The following is a 19517-nucleotide window of genomic DNA, read 5'->3' as shown; positions in this document are numbered from 1 at the left end:
GGCCCATAAGTTGAAAAGCTTTGCCCATTACGAACCCATTCGTCAGTCCACAGGGTCCCAAAATGGCACCGCAGCCCGTCGTCAGCTTCCTCAACGGCCTCTCTCAGCAGGCCTTCCTGGGTGCCGACCAGACCTTCACCCTGCGCTTCGACAATTTCGCCAACGGCGCCGAAACGGGCTATGCGCCCTTTATCGACCTCATCCTGCCGGCCAATGGCGCGGACGGCGCCGGCTACGGCAACACCCCTGCGAATGACGGCGTCAGCTTCGTCTCCGCCACCTATCTCGGCGTCAGCCTCCAGGCGCGGACCATCGAGTTCGACGCCACCGGCCGTGCCACCCATCCCTTCGCCCGGGATGCCGCCGGCCAGCCGCTGATCCTCACCGGCACGCCGGGCAATACGCTGCTCGTCCTCACCCTGCCCTTCGGCAGCTTCACCACCAGCCAGACCCCGGCCGACATCGCGCTGACGCTGCACGTCTCCAACCTCGCCGACCCCGGCACGCCGCTCGCCCTCCAGGCGACCGGCGGCTTCGCCTTTGGCGCCGACCCGTTCAACAACCCGGCCGCCGACCCGGTCATCACCGGCCCCGCCGCGACGACCAGCATCGACCCGACCGTCGCCAGGCTCGCCGTCACCTATAACGGCCCGGAGCAGGAGACGGCGACCGGCCCCTCCTACCCACGGGAATGGGTGGTGAAGGGCCTGCTCGCCGAAGGGCAGCCCTTCACCAATTTCACCCTGAGCGACACCACGCCGGACGGCGTCGTCGTCACCGGCGCGCATCTCGAGATCAACGGCGTCGCCATCGCCACGCCCGTCAGCGTCACCGTCAACGCCGACGGCACCACCAGCCTGACCGGCACCTTCCCCGGCACCATCACCGGCGGCACGCAGGTTCCGAGCCTCGTCATCGACTGGTATGCCAGCGAATTCCTGCATGACGGCACGCCCGTGCTCGCTCCCGCGACCGGCAGCTTCCGCGACCTGCACACCAATGCCCGGCTCGAGGCCGACTGGGTGCCAATCGACACGCGCGACGCCAACCCGACGCATATCGACCTCAACCCGGCCGGCGCCGAGAACACCGTCACCGCCAAGTCCATCGCCATCCAGAAGAGCGTGGCCTTCGTCGGAGGCGATGCCGACCATAACGGCGTGTCCGACTGGCAGCCGCATGGCACGCTGGAGTACACGCTGAATGGCCAGATCTCGAACTACTTCGAGCTGGGCAGCCTCGTGGTGAAGGACAGCCTGCGCGACGGCCAGAGCTTCGATGCCGGCTTCACCCCGAAGGTCGTGATCCGCGAGGGCGGCGCCGTCATCTACAGCGGCGCGGTCGCCTATACGCTCGGCGCGAAGGGGGCGGACGGCACCACGCCCATCCTCTTCGACATCTCGAAGACCATGGCCGATGCCGGCCTCGACCGCGTGCTCGACGGCAATGGCGGCGCCCTCGGCGAGGCGACCCACGCCACCGCCTCCAACCAGGCGACCATCCAGCTCGTCTTCCACTCGACGCTCGACACCGCCTGGACCGGCCCCGTCCCCGGCGACCCTCTGGTCGACCAGGGCGACACCGTCCGCAACGACGTGCTCTATGACGGCAATGTCCTCGCCACCGGCAACACCGCCGAGGATGACAGCCATGCCAGCGTGACCTTGCCGGTCAACCAGGTCTCCAAGTCGATCTACGCCATCAACGGTGACACGGCGCTCGGCACGACGAGCTTCGCCGCACCCGCCAAGGTGCAGTCCGGCGACCTCATCACCTTCCGCCTCGGCCTCGACATCCCGCTGACCTCCTCGCATGTGGTCAAGCTGAAGGACTACCTGCCGCTGCCGGTCCTGAAGGCGACGGACCCGGATGCGGACGGCGCGGCCAGCGGCTACGGCTTCGCCGGCACCTTCGACCCGGCCCACCTCACCGCCGGCACTGTCACCTTCGGCCCAACCGATACCTTCCACACCCTGGTCCCCGGCGTCACACCCACCATCACCGCCGACGCCGCCGGCAATTCGCTGACGATCGACTTCGGCGGCGCGACCAATGCCAGCTATCCGGCGACGCATGTCGACCTGCTCGTCACCCTCCGCGTCAGCGATGCACCCTTCGGCGACGGGCTGCTGCTGACCAACCAGGTCACCTCCTCCGAGCAGACCTCCCAGCTCCAAGGCTCGCAGGACAACGCCATCATCCAGTTCGTCCTCGGCGAGCCGGCGCTGAAGGTGACGAAGGGCATCATCGGCGTTGACAACCCGGCCGCGACCTTCCTCAACGCGACGACGCATGACGCGACCATCGGCCCGGTCAGCTTCACCGCGCCGGGCAGCGCCGGCCCGCGCTTCAGCGGCAGGATCGACAGCGCCAGCCTCGCCAGCAAGCCGGTCGATGCCAACCTGACCTTCGCCGATGCGGGCGACCGCGTCTCCTTCGCCATCATCGTCGAGAACAAGGGCCAGGGCTGGAAGGGCGCCTTCGACACCCTGGTCCATGACACCCTGCCGAGCGGCTTCGTCATCCCGCCGGGCGGGCTGAACCTGCATGTCACCGACGGCACCGGCGCCGCGCTCGCCGCGATCGGCGACCTGTTCGGCGCCGGGCTCGAGATCACCGACGGCGCCAACCAGGGCGGCATCGGCGCCTACGACCCGACCAGCGGCAGGAACATCGCCGTCATCACCTACGACCTGGTGCTGGCAAGCAACCTGGCCATGCCGCAGCAGGCGCTGACCAACACCGCCGCCGTCACCCATTACGCGGCAGAGGAAGGCGGCATCGACCGCACCCCGACCGATGCGCTTCCGCTCTCCGACACCGCCTCCGTCACCGTGCTGCCGAGTATCGCCAAGGTGGTGAGCGCCACCAGCCTCGCCGCCACGATCAAGGCGCAGGGCGACGACACCATCGACGACCTGGCGATCGGCGAGACCGTCACCTACACCATTACGCTCCGCATGCCGGAAGGCGTGATGAGCCAGGTCCGTCTCGACGACCTGCTGCCGACCGTGGGCGGCCAGATCAAGGCGGTCTCGGCGAGCGTCACCGGCATCGGCACCCATGTCAGCGGCACCGGCCTCGCGCTCAACCAGGCAGCGGCCCTCGCCGACAGCAACGGCGACGGCATCGCCGACACGCTGAGCTTCGACTTCGGCACCGTGACCAACAACGTCGACAACCGGAACGACGCCGATGACACCATAACCGTCCAGGTCGTCGGCCAGCTCACCAAGAACGCCAGCAACACGGCCGGCGACGTGCTGGTGAACACGGCGCGGGTCAGCGCCGCGGACCCGAACAACCCCGGCAGCCGCATCAGCCAGGATGCGACGGCGAAGATCGAGGTGGTGGAGCCGCATCTCGCCATCACCAAGACCGTGGACAAACCGATCGCCGATGCCGGCGACCTCCTGACCTACACCATCACCCTGACCAACAGGGCGCTCGGCTTCGACGCCTCCGCCTTCGACGTCACCATTGACGACCTGCTGAGCCAGGTCGACCCGAATGCCCGCTACGTCGCCGGCTCGGCGCAGGTCACCGCCGGCAATGCCACCATCGCCAGCGGCAATGGCGTGGGCGACACCAACCTGGTCCTGACCGCGGCGAAGCTCGACCCCGGCCAGTCGATCACGGTCACGCTCCGGGCGCAGATGGTCCCGACGGCAGTCAGCGGCCAGACCCTACTCAACACCGCGACCGCAACCGCCTCCTCCCTCCCCGGCGCCGATCTAGCGGAGCGCGGCACCACCGTCAGCGCCACGGCGCCTGTCACCGTCACCGCCTCCTCCATCAGCAAGAGCGTGACGGGCACGAGCTACGACGACACCGGTACAACCAAGGGCGTCGCCGCAGACGCGGACGTCAAGGTCAATGAGGTCGTCACCTACACGATCACCCTGACGCTGCCCGAGGGCGAGAGCGTCAACTACCGCGTCATCGATCAGCTGGCGAATTCACTCGTCACCGGCAACAATGGCGGGCAGCTGCTCTACGTGCCGGGCTCGGCCGCCATCGTCAGCATCGGCGGCAACCTCTATACCGATGCCGCCTTCACCCAGCATCTGACGGGCGCCGCAATCTCCGGCGGCGATGCCGCTTCGCCCGCGGCCATCACCTGGGCCTTCGGCACCATCTACAACCAGGCCGACAACGCCGTCACCGCCGCAGACCGGATCGTGCTGCAGATCCAGGCGAAGGCGGCGGATGTCGCTGCCAACCAAACCGGCGACCGGCTGGTCAACATTGCCACCGCGCTGAGCGACTACACCACGGCCCAGCAGGCCACGGCGACGGTCGACTTCGTCCAGCCGCACCTGACGGTGACGAAGACCGCGAATGTCAGCAGCGGCGATGCCGGCACCATCATCACCTACACGCTGAAGATCGCCCATGCCGCCGACAGCACCGGTCATGCCTACGACCTCAACCTCAGCGACCTGATCCAGCCCGGCCTGACCTATCGCGCCGGCAGCGCGACCGGAGGCGCGACCTTCGCCAACGGCACCCTGAGCTACCACCGCGACGACTACGCCCTCGGCACCGCCGCCATTACCCTGACCTATCAGGCGGTAATGGCGGATGACGTGGTGAACGGCCAGTCGGTCCCTAATACGGCGACGCTGCACTACCATACCGCGAGCGCCGCGCAGGACCCGACCGAGGGCCGCGACCTCACCGCCACCGCCAGCAAGCCGGTCGCCGTCGCCATCGCCAACGCGGTGGCGAAGTCCATCACCAATACCGACAACGACTATACCACAGGCACCAACCTCGCCATCGGCGAGACGGTGACCTACACCATCACCGCGACGCTCGGCGAAGGCGGCCAGCACCTCATCCTGAAGGACGCTCTGCCTACCGGCCTCACCTACCTTTCCTCCCAGGTGGTGGCGATCAACGGCATCACCGGCTCCATCCTCCAACTCGGCGATGCAGGAATACTGAGCGGCAGCACGCTCACCTTCGATTTCGGCGACATCGTCAACCCGGGCGACAACAGCGCGGCCACGGGCAGCGTGCAGGTGCAGGTGGTGGCGAAGGTCGCCGCGGGCGTTGCAACGGCGGCGGTGCTGACCAACACGGCGACCCTCGCGCCGCTCGTCGGCACCAACCCCTATGGCGTCGGCGCCGGCACCACCATGCCGGTGAAGACCGCGAGCGTCGCCTCGACGATCGTCGCCACCTCGATCGGCGACAAGGTCTTCGAGGACCTGAACGCGAACGGCATGCAGGACAGCGGCGAGCCTGGCCTCGCCGGGGTGAAGGTCGACCTCTACAACGCCGCCAACCAGCTCATCGCCACGACGACGACGACAGGCACCGGCGCCTACAGCTTCGGCAACCTCGTCCCCGGCCAGTACCGCGAGGTCTTCACCGCCCCGACGACGGGCACCTGGTTCGCCTCGCCGCAGGGCCGCGGCACCGCCACGACCGACAGCGACCCAGACGCCTCGGGCAACGGCCCCATCATCACCCTGACCGACAGCCAGGCCGACACCACGCATGACGTCGGTTTCTACCGCAAGGTGACGCTCGGCGACCGCGCCTTTGTCGATGCAAACGGGAATGGCGTGCAGGACAGCGGCGAACAGGGCCTCGCCAATGTCGCGGTGACTCTGCTCGATAGCGCCGGCCAGGCCATTGCCAGCCAGACGACGACGACCGACGCCCACGGCAATTACAGCTTCACCAACCTGATGCCCGGTACCTACGGCGTACGGCTCGCAGCACCCGTTGGTTCCTCCTACGTCGTCACGACGAAGGATTCCGGTGGCGACGATGCCAAGGACAGCGACGCCGATCCGCAGACCGGCGCGACATTGACAAGGCTCTACAACTCGGGCGCCGTTGATACGAGCCTCGATGCCGGCTTCTACATCCCGGCGAAGCTCGGCGACCTGGCCTGGATCGATGCCAATGGCAACGGCGCGCAGGACAGCGGCGAACGGGGCCTCGCCGGCGTCACAGTCAAGCTCTACGCCTGGGGTACGACGACGCTCGTCGCCACCGCGACCACCGATGCCGACGGTGCCTACGGATTCACCGGCCTGAAGCCGGGCGACTACTACGAGACCTTCACCGCGCCGGGCGGCTATGTGCTGACCAAGGCGGGCGCCGGCACCGCGGCGACCGACAGCGACCCCTCGGGCACCGGAACCGCCAGCGGCACGGGGCCGAAGATCACCCTCGTCTCGGGCGACAACGACACGACGCGCGATGCCGGCTTCTATGCGCCGGTGACGATCGGCGACAAGGTCTTCTACGACCTCAACGGCAATGGCGTGCAGGAGACCGGCGAGGCCGGGATCGGCGGCGTCACCGTCACCCTGCTGAACGGCAGCGGCCAGGCGCTGACCAGCGCCACGACCAACGCCAATGGTCTCTACAGCTTCGGCAGCCTGGCGCCCGGCGACTACGGCGTCCGCTTCGCGACGCCCGCCGGCTACGCTATCACCACCAGGGATGCCGGCGGTGACGACACCCGCGACAGCGACATCGACGCTGGCGGCACCACGCCGGTGAGAACCTATGTCTCCGGCACCAACGACAGCTCCGTCGATGCTGGCTACTGGAAGCCGGCATCCGTCGGCGACAAGGTCTTCCTCGATACCAACGGCAACGGCGTGTAGGACACCGCCGAGAGCGGCATCGACGGCATCGGCGTGCAGCTCTGGAAGGGCGGCGTCGCCATCGCCAGCACCACCACGGCCAATGGCGGGCTCTACGGCTTCGGCAGCCTCGTCCCGGGCGATTACCAGGTGAAGTTCATCACCTTCGGCGGCTATGTGCTGACGGCGCAGGACAAGGGCGGCAATGACGCCAGGGACAGCGACGCCGACCCGGAAAGCGGCCTCACGGGCGTCTACTCGCTTGTGGCCGACCAGACCAACCTGTCTGTCGATGCCGGCCTCTACAAGCCGGTGACGATCGGTGACGTCGCCTTCGAGGACAGGAACGGCAACGGCGTGCAGGATGCCGGCGAGGCAGGCGTCGGCGGCGTGAGCGTCAAGCTGTTCAACGACTCGACCGGCGCGACCTACACCACGGTCACGGCGTCGGATGGCAGCTATGCCTTCACCGCCCTTCCGCCCGGCGCCTACCATGAGGAGTTCACCACGCCCGCCGGCTGGGTCTTCACCCCGAGCGGCGCCGGCACCGCGGCAACCGACAGCGACCCGGACCCCGCCACCGGCATCGCCCCGGCCTTCACCCTCACCTCGGGGCAGAGCGACCTGACGCATGATGTCGGGCTCTACCGGCCCATCATCATTGGCGACACCGTCTTCACCGACATGAACGCCAATGGCGTGCAGGATTCGGGCGACACGGCGCTCGCCGGCGTCACTGTGAAGCTGCTGGATGCCAACGGCAATCCCATCGCCGACAGGACCGCGGTGACGGATGCCGCCGGCCACTACCAGTTCAGCGGCCTCGCCCCCGGCCAGTACGGCGTGCAATTCGTCAAGCCGACGGGCCATGCCGCCTCGCCTCGGGATGCCACCGGCGACACGGTCGACAGCGATGCCGACCCGGCGACCGGCAAGACCGCCATCAAGGCCTATGTCTCCGGCGACAACGACAGCAGCGTCGATGCCGGCTTCTACCTGCCGACCGGCCTCGGCGACCGCGTCTTCCTCGACGCCAACGGCAACGGCTTGCAGGATGCCGGCGAGGCAGGCATCGACGGCGTCACCGTCACCCTGCTCGACGGCAGCGGCACGCCCCTGCCCGGCCGCGTCACCACCACCGCGGGCGGCGGTGCCTACCATTTCACTGGGCTCGTGCCGGGCGACTACAAGGTGCAGGTCACCGCCCCCGCCGGCTATGCCGTCACCTTGCGCGACCAGGGCGGCAACGACGCGGCCGATAGCGATGCCAGCCCCATCACCGGCACCTACACGCTGGTCTCCGGCCAGATCGACAACAGCGTGGATGCCGGGCTCTACCAGCCGGTGACGATCGGCGACCGCGTCTGGGTCGATGCCAATGGCAATGGCGTGCAGGACAGCGGCGAGCAGGGCTTCGCCGGCGTCACCGTCACGCTGGTGAACGAGCTCACTGGCCAGTCGGTGAGCCAGCAGACGGATGCCTCGGGCAACTACCTCTTCACCGGCCTGTTGCCGGGCAATTACCAGGAGGTCTTCACCGCCCCCGCCGGCTATGTCTTCACCCGCAGCGGTGCCGGCACCGCGGCCACCGACAGTGACCCGAATGCTGCCGGGCTCACGCCGGGCTTCTTCCTCGCCAGCGGCGCCAGCGACCTGGCCCGTGATGCCGGCCTCTACATCCCCCCGAAAATCGGCGGCACCATCTCGCTCGACCTGCCCCCCGGCATCTGCGACTACAAGCGCCCCGACGCGGTCTTCGCCGGCGTCACCGTCGAGTTGCTTGATGCCCAGGGCCATGTCGTCCAGACCACGACCACCGGCAGCGACGGCACCTATCTCTTCCAGAACCTGGTGCCTGGCACCTACAGCGTCGAGTTCATCGCCCCCGCCGGCACGAAGTTCACCAAGGGCGTGCCGGCGAGCGGCTTGACCGGCAGCATCGCCACCGTCAGCGGCGATGCCTTCACCCATGTCGATGCCGCGCTCAGCCACCTGACCGGCACGATCTTCGACCAGCCGCCAACCGTGCTCACCTCGCCCTGGGCCTATGACGCAAACACGGCGGTGAACATCGCCTTCGAGGGCGCCGGCCATACCAACCTCAACGCGCCTGGCAGCTATGTGGTCGGTGGCCATGGCGGCCTCACTGCCAGCAGCAACCAGGCGGGGCAGTACATCATCGGCGGCGCCGGCGACAACCTGCTGCATGGCGGCTCCAACGGCGCCGTCCTCGGGGGCAGCGTGCTGGTCGGCGGCGCCGGCAACAACGTCTTTGAGGCGACGAGCGGCAACGACATCGTCCTCGGCGGCTGCGGCTCCAACAACATGCAGGGCCTCGGCAGCGTCGATGCCAGCGCGCCGCGCGGCCTCGCCGGTTTCGACATCCTGGTCGGCGGCCTCTCCGCCGATGTGATCGAGGGCAACAACAGCACCGCGGCCATGATCGGCGGCGGCGGCGACGACCAGATCCATGGCGACGGCACCATCATCGGCGGCGCCAATGACGGCACCATCAGCTACGCCAACGGTGTCTTCTCCGACTTCCGCATCGGCGACCACCTGAAAGGCGGCGGCGCGGCGAACACCTTCGTCTATCAGAAGGGCGACGGCGTCCAGTGGATCGAGAACTTTCACCCGGCCCAGGGCGACAGCTTGCAGATCTACGGCTATGCCGCCCCGGCCGCGACCGGCACGGTGAACGGCTTTACCGTGCTGTATTTCGGCCCGAATGATGCGCTGGTCTTCAACGCCCCCGCGCCGACCGAGAATGTCAGCTACTTCGCCCATCAGGACAGCGCACCCGGCGCCTATGGCCATTGGGCACCGCTGCCGCCGACCCTGCTGACCACGGCCGTCACCACCTATACCGGCACGCAGGGCGACGATATCGCCGTCGGCTCCTCCGCCGCCACCACCTTCCGTGGCGGCGACGGCGACAACCTGCTGATCGGTGGAGTGGGCAATGACACCTTCCACGGCGGCGCCGGCCACACCACCTTCATCGGCAATGGCGGCGCCGACGTCTATTACGGCGGTACCGGCAACGACCTCTACCACCTGAGCAGTGCAGCCGAGACGATCGTCGAGCAGGCCAATGGCGGCCAGGACATGGTCGTCGCGGGCTTCAGCCTCACCCTCGCCGTGAATGTCGAGAACCTGGTCCTCTCCCATGGCGCCGGCAACCTCGCCGGCACCGGCAATGCCTCGGGCAACACGCTGGTCGGCAATGAAGGCGCCAACATCCTCAAGGGCCTTGCCGGCAACGACACGCTCCAGGGCCACTCCGGCAATGACTGGCTCCAGGGCGGCGAGGGCGATGACAGCCTCGACGGCGGCACCGGGGCGGACCAACTCTCGGGCGGCGCCGGCCAGGACACGTTGAACGGCGCCTCCGGCCAGGGCGAGGCCGATATCCTCATCGGCGGCGCCGGCGACGACACCTACATCGTCGACAGCACCGCTGAGGTGATCTCCGAAGGCCCGGGCGGCGGCATCGACACCGTCATCGCCGTCACCGGCGGCCCCGCCTATGCCCTCGGCGCCGATCTGGAGAACCTCGTCCTCGCCGGCAGCCTCCGCTACGGCACCGGCAATGCGCTCGACAACCAGATCACCGGCAATGCCCAGGCGAACTGGCTGATGGGCCAGGCCGGCACCGATACGCTGGATGGCATGGGCGGCAACGACGTGCTCTATGGCGGCGCCGGGGCGGATGCCTTCGTCGTCGCCCGTGGCACCGGCCAGGATCTGGTCGGCGACTTCATTGCCGGGATCGACAAGGTCCTGCTGAAAGGCCTCGGCTTCGCCGGCTTCGCCGATGTCCAAGCGCATATGGCGGAAGCCAATGGCAGCACCGTCATCGACCTCGGCGGCGGCGACAGCCTGCGGCTCAACGGCGTCGCCAATGCGGCACTGACGGCGGCGGACTTCCTCTACGCCTGATGTCGCATGAGAAGCGGGCGCCCCAGCAGGGCGCCCGCCACCACCAGCAGCAGCATGGCTCCGCCATGCCAAAGCAGCACCATCACCGCCGCATCCAGGTGATGGAACAGGCTGAGCCCCGCCGAGCACAGCGCCGCCGAGGCCAGCCCGCCCAGCAGCAGCACCGGCAGCGGCCGCACCGGCCCGGCATGCCGCAGCAGCCAGAACTGCGCTCCCGCCAGTGGAATCCCCATCGCCAGGATGAAGCGCAGGCAGGGCCAGCTCGTCCTCATCTGCCCGGCCATCGGCCCGAGCCGCGCCAGATCGGCCAGGCACCCCCAGCCGAGGCTGGCGAACCAGGCGAGCAGCGCCGGCACTGGTAGCAAGGCCCAGCGCCAGGACCGGTCCGGCCGCGCCAGCATCGCCGCCGCCACCGCCGCCAGCACCCCGGCCAGCACGGAGGCAACCCATTGCCCGACCTCATGCGGCATCAGCATGCGCTGGTGCAGGTCGTGCCGTAGCCCGTTCGCCAGCACGGCGAGGCCGACCGCCCCGGCCGCCAGGCCGAGCCACAGCGCCGCCTGCCGCCCCGGCGAGGCCATCCGCCGCACCGGCCGCAGCCCGGCCGTCAACTCGCCGATCAGCTCCTCGCTTCGCACCTACTCCTCCACGCCCAGGCGCCGCCGCAGCACCTTCATCGCCCGGTGCGTCGCCACCTTCAGCGCACCGACGGACATGCCGGACCGCACACTGGCTTCCGCCAGCGGCAGGTCCTCCAGCTTGGCGAGGCCGAGCGCCGTCCGCTGCGCCGGGCTCAGCTCGGCGACGGCAGCCCGCAATTCGGCCGAGGCCACCCTCTCCTCCCCCCGGTTCGCTCCAGGGGCCGCCAAGGTTTCACCGAATTCATCGATCGGCGTCTCCCGCCCGCCCCGTCGCCCATGCCGCCGCAGCCGGTCGATCGCCCGCCGCTCGCAGATGGCGATCAGCCAGGGCCGGATCGGCCGCGCAGGCTCGTAGCTGTGGCGAAGGGTATGGATGGTGAGCAGCGCATCCTGGACCGCATCCTCCGCCTCCGCGGCGTTGGCGATGCGTCGGCGCGCCACGGCCCGCAGCAGCGGCAGCGCCGCCCGCAGCAGCCGGTCATAGGCGGCGGCATCGCCGGCCTGCGCCGCCGCCATCCAGGCCTCCCATTCCCCCTCCGTCCGGCTCACGCCGCCAAGGCGGGGCGCGTCGCGCGCCAGGAATGCGCCTTCTCATAGGCATCCGCGGCGCGGAACAGCAGCGGCTCGGCGAAGGGCTTCGCCACCAGCTGCATCGCCACCGGCAACCCGCCCTCGCCGAAGCCGGTCGGCACGGTGATGCCGGGCCAGCCGGTGACGTTGAAGGGGATAGTGAAATTCGGCTTCTCGAGGAAGGCCCATTTCGGCACCGCCTCGATCAGCGGCGCCTCGCCCGGCTGCGCCGCCGTCAGAAGCAGGTCGAACTCCGCCGAGGCCGCCTCGGTCGCCGCGATCAGCGCCCGCCGCCGCTTCTGCGCCTGGAGATAGTCGGCAGCCGAGAGCAACCCGCCCAGCACCAGCCGGTCCCGCAGAAGCTCGCCATAGAGGTTGGGGGCCCGCCGCATCCAGGTCTCATGCACGGCGAAGGCCTCCGCCAGCAGGATGATCCAGCCACAGGCATTGAACTCGGCGAGCGATGGCAGCACGACATCGCGCACCTCCGCCCCCTCGGCGCGGAAAAAGGCGGCCGCTCCCTCGATCCCGGCCAGCGTCGCCGCGGTCACCGGATGGTCCGTCTCATGGAAATGCCGGATGACGCCGACCCGCAGCCCCCTCACCCCCCGCCCGAGCTCCGCCCGGAAATCCGGCACCGGCCGGTTCGCGCTCGCCGGATCGGCCGGGTCATGGCCGGCCATGGCCTGGAGCAGGATGGCACAATCCTCCACCGTCCAGGCCATCGGCCCGGCATGGTCGAGGCTCTGCGCCAGCGGCAGGATGCCCGCCCGCGAGCAGAGCCCATAGGTCGGCTTGATCCCGGTGATGCCGCAAAGCGCCGCCGGCCCCCGGATGGAGCCGCCGGTATCCGACCCCGTTCCGCCCAGCACCATCCCCGCCGCGACCGCCGCCCCCGTCCCGCTCGAGGACCCGGCGGTGAAATGGGCCGGGTTCCACGGGTTGCGCGCCGGCGGCCAGGGCAGGTCGAAGCTGGGGCCACCGAAGGCGAATTCATGCGTCGCCAGCTTTCCGAGAGGGATGACGCCCGCCGCCGCCAGCTTCGCCACGGTGGTGGCGTCGGCGCCCGGCACATGCTCCTGCAGCACGCGCGAATGCGCCGTCGTCGGGATGCCCGCCGTGCCGTAGATGTCCTTGTGCGCGAAGGGGATGCCGTCCAGCGGCCCGCGCGGCCCCTCCTTCACGATGCGCGCTTCCGCCGCCCGCGCCGCTGCCCGCGCCTCCTCCGGCATCAGCCGGATGAAGGCATGGAGCTGTCCGTCCAAGCGCTCGGCCCGCCCCAAGCAGGCCTCGGTCAGCTCGACCGGGGAGAGCTTGCGGGCAGCGATCAGCGCCGCCGCCTCGGCAATGGAGGGGATCATCGGCCCGCATCCGCTGAAAAGGTGGTCGCCGGCTCCTCCTCCGCCTCGGGCAGCGGCGTGCGGATCAGCGCCTGCATCGCCGCCAGCCCCGGCAGCGCCGGCAGGATGCCCGCCCGCTGCGCCGGGCTGAGCGGAATCCCGGCACGCGCGAGCATCGCTTCGAGTTCGGCCTCGGTGATCGGCTGCGGCATGCCCTCGCCCCCTGGACTGAATGTGACCGCCGCCGAGTATGACGTGATTTCGCGATGCGGAAACCACCCTCGCGCGACGCGGGAGGGCCGGTTGCGCATCCGGCCCGCCGGGGGTTAGGCTCTCCCTAAGGAAACGAATGCGGGGCCGGATGCCGGCGCCGCGATAAGGGCCGGGTGGCTCATATCGGGGGAGGATGACCCAATGAAGCTCGGCGACGCGATCGCAGAGATCATGAAGCGCGAGGGGATCGAGATCCTCACCGGCTATCCGGTGAATCATCTCATCGAGCACGCGGCGGCGCGCGACATCCGCCCAGTGATGGTCCGCCAGGAGCGCATCGGCCTGCACATGGCGGATGCCATCTCCCGGGTCACCTCCGGCCGCAAGCTCGGCGCCTTCTGCATGCAGCACGGGCCGGGCAGCGAGAACGCCTATGGCGGCGTCGCCCAGGCCTACGGCGAGTCCGTGCCGATTCTCGTCCTGCCGATGGGCTATCCGCGGCGCATCGCGCATGTGGATCCGAATTTCAACTCGACGACGGCGATGCGCGGCATCACCAAGAGCGCCGAGCCGATCACCCTCGCCGCCGAGGTGCCGAACATCCTCCGTCGTGCCTTCACCAGGCTGCGCAACGGCCGCGGTGGCCCGGTGCTGGTCGAGATCCCGACCGACATGTGGAACGAGGAGGTGCCGGAGCCGCTCGACTACCAGCCGGTGATGGCGACGCGCTACGGCCCCGACCCGGCCGATGTGAAGCGCGCCGCGCGCATGCTGGCGGAGGCGAAGCGCCCGGTCATCTATGCCGGCACTGGCGTCCACTGGGCGCAGGCCTGGCCGCAGCTCAAGGTGCTGGCCGAGCTGCTGGCCGCACCGGTGACGACGAGCCTCGGCGGCAAGTCCTCCTTCAATGAGGACCACCCGCTGAGCCTCGGCTCCGGCGGCCTCGCCATGCCGAAGCCCGTCCGCCACTTCCTGGACAATGCCGACCTTATCCTCGGCATTGGATGCTCCTTTACCGAGACCAATTTCGGCGTCCGCATGCCAAAGGGCCCGCGCATCATCCATGCGACGCTCGACCCGATGCATCTGAACAAGGATGTCCGCGCCGAGATCGGGCTGATCGGCGACGCCGCGCTGACGCTCGACGCCCTGCTCGCCGAGCTCTCAGGCCTCGTCTCCTCGCCACGCGACCCCGCCCCCGTCGCCGCCGAGATCCAATCCATCCGCGAGCCCTGGCTCGCCGAATGGATGCCGAAGCTGACGCACAAGGACGCGCCGCTGAACCCCTACCGCGTGCTCTGGGACCTGCAGCACACGGTCGACCGCGACAACACCATCATCACCCATGATGCCGGCAGTCCGCGCGACCAGCTCTCGCCCTTCTGGAAGTCGACCACCCCCCTTTCCTATCTCGGCTGGGGCAAGACGACGCAGCTCGGCTACGGCCTCGGACTGGCGATGGGCGCGAAGCTCGCCGCGCCCGAGAAGCTCTGCATCAATGTCTGGGGCGACGCCGCCATCGGCTTCACGGGGATGGATTTCGAGACCTGCGTGCGCGAGCGCATCCCGATCATGTCCATCCTGCTCAATAACTTCTCCATGGCGATCGAGCTGAAGGTCATGCCTGTCAGCACGGAGAAGTACCGCAGCACCGACATCTCCGGCGACTACGCTGCGATGGCCCGCGCCTTCGGCGGCTATGGCGAGCGCATCACCGACGCCGCCGAGATCGTCCCCGCCATACGGCGCGGCATCGAGAAGACGCAGCAGGGCATCCCCGTGCTGCTCGAGTTCATTACTTCCAAGGAGACGCAGGTCTCCCGCTTCGCCTGAACCAGAAGAACCGCCGCGTCCACCAGGGAGGACCAATGGCCACCGTCGAGATCCGCAACGTCCGGAAAGCCTTCGGCCCCGTGCAGGTGCTGCACGGCGTCAATGTCGACATCGCGGATGGGGAATTCGTGGTGCTGGTCGGGCCTTCCGGCTGCGGCAAGTCCACCCTGCTGCGCATGCTGGCGGGGCTCGAGAACATCACCAGCGGCGAGATCGCCATCGGCCCGCGCGTGGTGAACAACGTGCCGCCGAAGGACCGGGACATCGCCATGGTGTTCCAAAACTACGCGCTCTACCCGCACATGACCGTCTTCGACAACATGGCCTTCTCGATGAAGCTGGCCAAGGCGCCGAAGGAGGTCATGGAGCAGGAAGTTGGCCGGGCGGCGAAGATCCTCGGCCTGGAGGCGCTGCTGCAACGCTACCCGCGCCAGCTCTCCGGCGGCCAGCGGCAGCGCGTGGCGATGGGTCGCGCCATCGTCCGCAACCCGCAGGTCTTCCTCTTCGACGAGCCGCTCTCCAACCTCGACGCCAAGCTCCGCGTGCAGATGCGCGCCGAAATTAAGGAGCTGCACCAGCGGCTACGCGTCACCACCGTCTACGTCACCCACGACCAGATCGAGGCCATGACCATGGCCGACAAGATCGTCGTCATGAATGGCGGCCATGTCGAGCAGGTCGGCCCGCCGCTCGAACTCTACGACCGCCCCGCGAACCTCTTCGTCGCCGGCTTCATCGGCTCGCCGGCGATGAACCTGGTGAAGGGCGGCCCCGGCGAGGGCGGCTTCCAGGCCGAGGGCGGCGCCGTGCTGCCGCTGCCGCAAAGCGCCCGCGGCGAGGCCGGCATCTACGGCATCCGCCCGGAGCACATCCAGCTCCGCGAGGACGGCATCCCGGCCACCGTCGTGCTGGTCGAGCCGACGGGCTCCGAGACGCAGGTGGTCGCCCGCATCGGCGAGACGCCGCTGACCTGCGCCTTCCGCGAGCGTGTCACCGCCCGTCCCGGCGAGACCATCCACATCATGCCCGAGATGGGGCTGGTCCATCTCTTCGAGTCCGGCTCCGGCCGGCGGCTTGCCGCATAACCAACAAGACCAAGGGGAAACCACAGGGAATGCACATCCTCAACCGCCGCGCCGCATTGCAGCTCGGCCTCTCCGCCGCCGCGCTCACTGCCTTCCGCGCCTCCGCCCAGACGCCGATCCGGGCCGCCGACACGCCGGAGCCCCGGCTGCAGATCGAGAGCGGCGCCACGCTCCGCATGCTGCGTCCCGTCCGCTTCGTCCAGCCGGATGAGGAGGTGTTCCGCGCCAATGCGGCGAAGTTCACCCAGAAGACCGGCGTGCAGGTCCGCGTCGACTTCGTCGGCTGGGAGGACATCACCCAGCAGACGGCGGTGACGGCCAATACCGGCGCCGGGCCGGACATGATCATCGGCTTCGGCGACGCGCCGCATATCTACCAGGACAAGCTGGTCGAGCTCAGCGATGTCGCCGACTATCTCGGCAAGCGCTATGGCGGCTGGCTGGCACTGGCCGAGCGCTACGGCAAGAAGCACGGCACCAACAACTGGATCGGCATGCCCTTCGGCGCGACGGCCGGCCCGACGGTGTACCGCAAATCAGCGGTGACCGCGGCAGGCTTCGACCGCATCCCGGACGACCATGCCGCCTATCTCGACCTCTGCAAGAAGCTCAAGGCCGCCGGCAAGCCCGCCGGCTTCGCCCTCGGCAACGCGGTGGGCGACGGCAACGGCTTCGCCAACTGGCTGATCTGGTCGCATGGCGGCTTCCTCGTCGACGAGGAGGGCAAGGTCGCGATCAACAGCAAGGAAACGCTCAACGCCCTTAACTACCTGAAGGAGCTGTACCCGACCTTCGTGCCGGGCACGCTGTCCTGGGGCGACATCAGCAACAACCGCGCCTATGCGGCGAGCGAGTGCTGGATGACGGCGAACGGCGTCTCGCTCTATTTCAGCATCAAGAACGACCCAGCGACGGCACCCATCGCCCAGGACACCGAGCATCAGGAACTGCCGAAGGGCGTCCTGAGCGCCTCGCCCATGGCGGGGCTGACGCTGAATGCCATGGTGTTCAAGCACAGCCGCTACCCGAATGCCTCCAAGGCCTTCCTGCAATTCATGCTGGAGCGGGAGCAGTACGACCCCTGGCTGAACGCGAACCTCGGCTACTGGGCGCATCCGCTGGCGAATTACGATGCCAGCGCGGTCTGGACCAGCGACCCGAAGGTCGAGCTGTTCAGGAACACCATGCGCAGCACCTTCTACAATGGCTACAAGGGCCCGCTCTCCGAGGCGACGGGCGCCGCGACGGCCGACTATGTCATGGTGCAGATGTGCGCCGCCGTCGCCTCCGGCCAATCGACGCCCGAGGCCGCCGCGCGCGAGGCTGAGCGCCGCGCCCGTCGCTACTTCCGCCGCTGAGCCGCGCGGGCGGCGCCATCCCGGCGCCGCCCCCGACCGGGGAGCCACGCATGTCCGCCACTACCGCATCGGCCTGGACCAAGCCGCAGCAGCAAGCCAACTGGCTGGTCCGGCTGTTCGACTGGAAGCCCTTCCTCGCCTTCGCCTGCCTGTTGCCGGCGGCGGGGCTGCTGCTGGTCTTCCTCACCTATCCCTTGGGCCTTGGCATCTGGCTCGCCTTCACCGACACAACGATCGGCCGCAGCGGCTACTGGGTCGGGATCGAGAATTTCCAGTACCTGCTCGAAGACCCCTTGTGGTGGAACGCCGTCTTCTACAGCGTTTTCTACACGGGCATCGCGACCATCGGGAAATTCGCGCTCGGCCTCTGGCTGGCGCTGCTGCTGAATAACCACCTGCCCTTCAAGTCGCTGCTGCGCGCTATCATCCTGCTGCCCTGGATCGTGCCGACGGTGCTCTCCGCCATCGCATTCTGGTGGATCTACGACCCGCAATTCTCGATCATCTCCTTCCTGCTGGTCGATAAGCTCGGCATCCTCGACAACTACATCGACTTCCTCGGCAGCGCCTGGCCGGCACGCTTCTCGCTGATCGCGGCGAATATCTGGCGCGGCATCCCCTTCGTCGCCATCTCGCTGCTGGCCGGGCTGCAGACCATCTCGCCCTCGCTCTACGAGGCCGCGCTGCTCGACGGCTCCACCGGGTGGCAACGCTTCCGCTACATCACTTTCCCGATGCTGATGCCGATCCTGGCGATCGTCATGACCTTCAGCATCATCTTCACCTTCACCGATTTCCAGCTCGTCTACGCCATCACCCGCGGCGGGCCGGTGAACTCGACCCATCTGCTGGCGACGCTCGCCTTCCAGCGCGGCATCCCCGGCGGGCAGCTCGGCGAGGGCGCGGCCATCGCCGTGTCGATGATCCCCTTCCTCGTCTTCGCAACCCTCTTCAGCTATTTCGGCCTCGCCCGGCGCAAGTGGCAGCAAGGAGAAGGCAATGACTGACGCCGCCGTTCTGCCCGAAGCGCAGCAGAGCAACGCCGCCACCGCCCAGCCCGAGGCCATGGCCTGGGACAACAAGGCGCGGCGGATGGTGACGATCTACCTGCCGCTCGCCTGCTTCCTCCTCATCCTGCTCTTTCCCTTCTATTGGATGACGGTGACGGCCTTCAAACCGAATGCCGAGCTGTTCGACTACAAGACCTACAATCCCTTCTGGATCGGCTCGCCGACGCTCGACCACATCAAGCACCTGCTCTTCAACACGGCCTATCCGCACTGGCTGGTGACGACGATGACGGTGGCGGTCTGCGCCACCTTCCTCTCGCTCTTCGCCTCGACGCTCGCGGCCTATGCGATCCAGCGGCTGCGCTTCAAGGGCAGCCAGTATGTCGGGCTGGCGATCTACCTCGCCTATCTCGTGCCACCCTCCATCCTTTTCATCCCGCTGGCGACGATGGTCTTCCGCCTCGGCCTGTTCGATAGCCCGCTGGCGCTGATCCTCACTTACCCGACCTTCCTCGTGCCCTTCTGCACCTGGCTGCTGATCGGCTACTTCAAGTCGATCCCTTACGAGCTCGAGGAATGCGCGCTGATCGACGGCGCGACGCGCCTGCAAATCCTCCGCCAGATCACCCTGCCGCTCGCCGTACCGGGGCTGATCTCGGCCGGCATCTTCAGCTTCACGCTGTCCTGGAACGAGTTCATCTACGCCCTCGCCTTCATCCAGAGCAGCGAGAACAAGACAGTCCCGGTGGCGATTCTCACCGAGCTGGTCTCCGGCGACGTCTACCAATGGGGCGCGCTGATGGCGGGCAGCCTGCTCGGCTCGCTGCCCGTCGCCATCTTCTATTCCTTCTTCGTCGACTACTACGTCTCGTCGCTGACGGGAGCGGTGAAGGAATAACCGCCGCCCCCGT

Annotated in this window: 11 protein-coding genes and 1 pseudogene; 8 read left to right on the top strand and 4 right to left on the bottom strand. The window is 68.3% G+C overall.

Going from position 1 to position 19517, the window contains the following annotated elements:
* Positions 1-62 precede the first annotated feature (62 nt).
* The 3 genes and pseudogenes from EP26_RS32040 (at position 63) to EP26_RS38480 (ending at position 10556) form a co-directional block, all read left to right on the top strand.
* Positions 63-6635 carry an SdrD B-like domain-containing protein gene (locus tag EP26_RS32040; protein WP_052389250.1) on the top strand — a complete coding sequence of 2191 codons (6573 nt, stop codon included), beginning with the start codon at positions 63-65 and terminating at the stop codon, positions 6633-6635.
* A gap of 12 nt (positions 6636-6647) precedes the next feature.
* Positions 6648-8921, top strand: a pseudogene (locus tag EP26_RS38485) (SdrD B-like domain-containing protein); the annotation flags it as partial.
* Between the two features lie 18 nt (positions 8922-8939).
* Positions 8940-10556 (top strand): calcium-binding protein, encoded by a 1617-nt coding sequence (locus tag EP26_RS38480; RefSeq protein ID WP_342669108.1) that lies wholly within the window; start codon positions 8940-8942, stop codon positions 10554-10556.
* Here the strand turns inward: EP26_RS38480 and EP26_RS15810 are convergent.
* From EP26_RS15810 to EP26_RS36265, 4 genes are read right to left on the bottom strand one after another with little or no spacing between them, the layout of a single operon-like run.
* Positions 10547-11194, bottom strand: coding sequence for an NrsF family protein (locus tag EP26_RS15810; protein WP_043339828.1), 648 nt, complete (start codon positions 11192-11194; stop codon positions 10547-10549). The two genes, EP26_RS38480 and EP26_RS15810, sit on opposite strands and share 10 nt — an antisense overlap.
* Positions 11195-11713: an RNA polymerase sigma factor gene (locus tag EP26_RS15805; RefSeq protein WP_084112586.1), complete on the bottom strand. Its 519-nt coding sequence runs from the start codon at positions 11711-11713 to the stop codon at positions 11195-11197.
* A 29-nt stretch (positions 11714-11742) separates the two neighbouring features.
* Complete coding sequence (locus EP26_RS15800; protein WP_043339822.1) at positions 11743-13128, bottom strand: amidase; 1386 nt, start codon at positions 13126-13128, stop codon at positions 11743-11745.
* Positions 13125-13319 (bottom strand): hypothetical protein, encoded by a 195-nt coding sequence (locus tag EP26_RS36265; RefSeq protein ID WP_043339821.1) that lies wholly within the window; start codon positions 13317-13319, stop codon positions 13125-13127. The genes EP26_RS15800 and EP26_RS36265 overlap by 4 nt, the downstream gene beginning before the upstream one ends.
* A gap of 163 nt (positions 13320-13482) precedes the next feature.
* On the opposite strand from EP26_RS36265, the gene EP26_RS15790 reads away from it, so the two are divergent.
* The 5 genes from EP26_RS15790 to EP26_RS15770 are packed head-to-tail and all read left to right on the top strand — an operon-like array spanning position 13483 to position 19504.
* Positions 13483-15153, top strand: a complete 1671-nt coding sequence (locus tag EP26_RS15790) for a thiamine pyrophosphate-requiring protein (RefSeq protein WP_342669107.1) — start codon at positions 13483-13485, stop codon at positions 15151-15153.
* Between the two features lie 35 nt (positions 15154-15188).
* Positions 15189-16238 carry an ABC transporter ATP-binding protein gene (locus EP26_RS15785; protein ID WP_043339817.1) on the top strand — a complete coding sequence of 350 codons (1050 nt, stop codon included), beginning with the start codon at positions 15189-15191 and terminating at the stop codon, positions 16236-16238.
* Between the two features lie 29 nt (positions 16239-16267).
* Positions 16268-17596: an ABC transporter substrate-binding protein gene (locus EP26_RS15780; RefSeq protein WP_043339816.1), complete on the top strand. Its 1329-nt coding sequence runs from the start codon at positions 16268-16270 to the stop codon at positions 17594-17596.
* A 50-nt stretch (positions 17597-17646) separates the two neighbouring features.
* Positions 17647-18603: a carbohydrate ABC transporter permease gene (locus EP26_RS15775; protein ID WP_043339815.1), complete on the top strand. Its 957-nt coding sequence runs from the start codon at positions 17647-17649 to the stop codon at positions 18601-18603.
* Positions 18596-19504: a carbohydrate ABC transporter permease gene (locus EP26_RS15770; RefSeq protein WP_043339814.1), complete on the top strand. Its 909-nt coding sequence runs from the start codon at positions 18596-18598 to the stop codon at positions 19502-19504. The genes EP26_RS15775 and EP26_RS15770 overlap by 8 nt, the downstream gene beginning before the upstream one ends.
* Positions 19505-19517 lie beyond the last annotated feature (13 nt).

Source organism: Belnapia moabensis DSM 16746 (assembly GCF_000745835.1).
Taxonomy (GTDB): Bacteria; Pseudomonadota; Alphaproteobacteria; order Acetobacterales; family Acetobacteraceae; genus Belnapia; species Belnapia moabensis.
The sequence above is the reverse complement of the archived record's forward strand: the minus strand, read 5'-3'. Positions and strand labels throughout refer to the sequence as shown.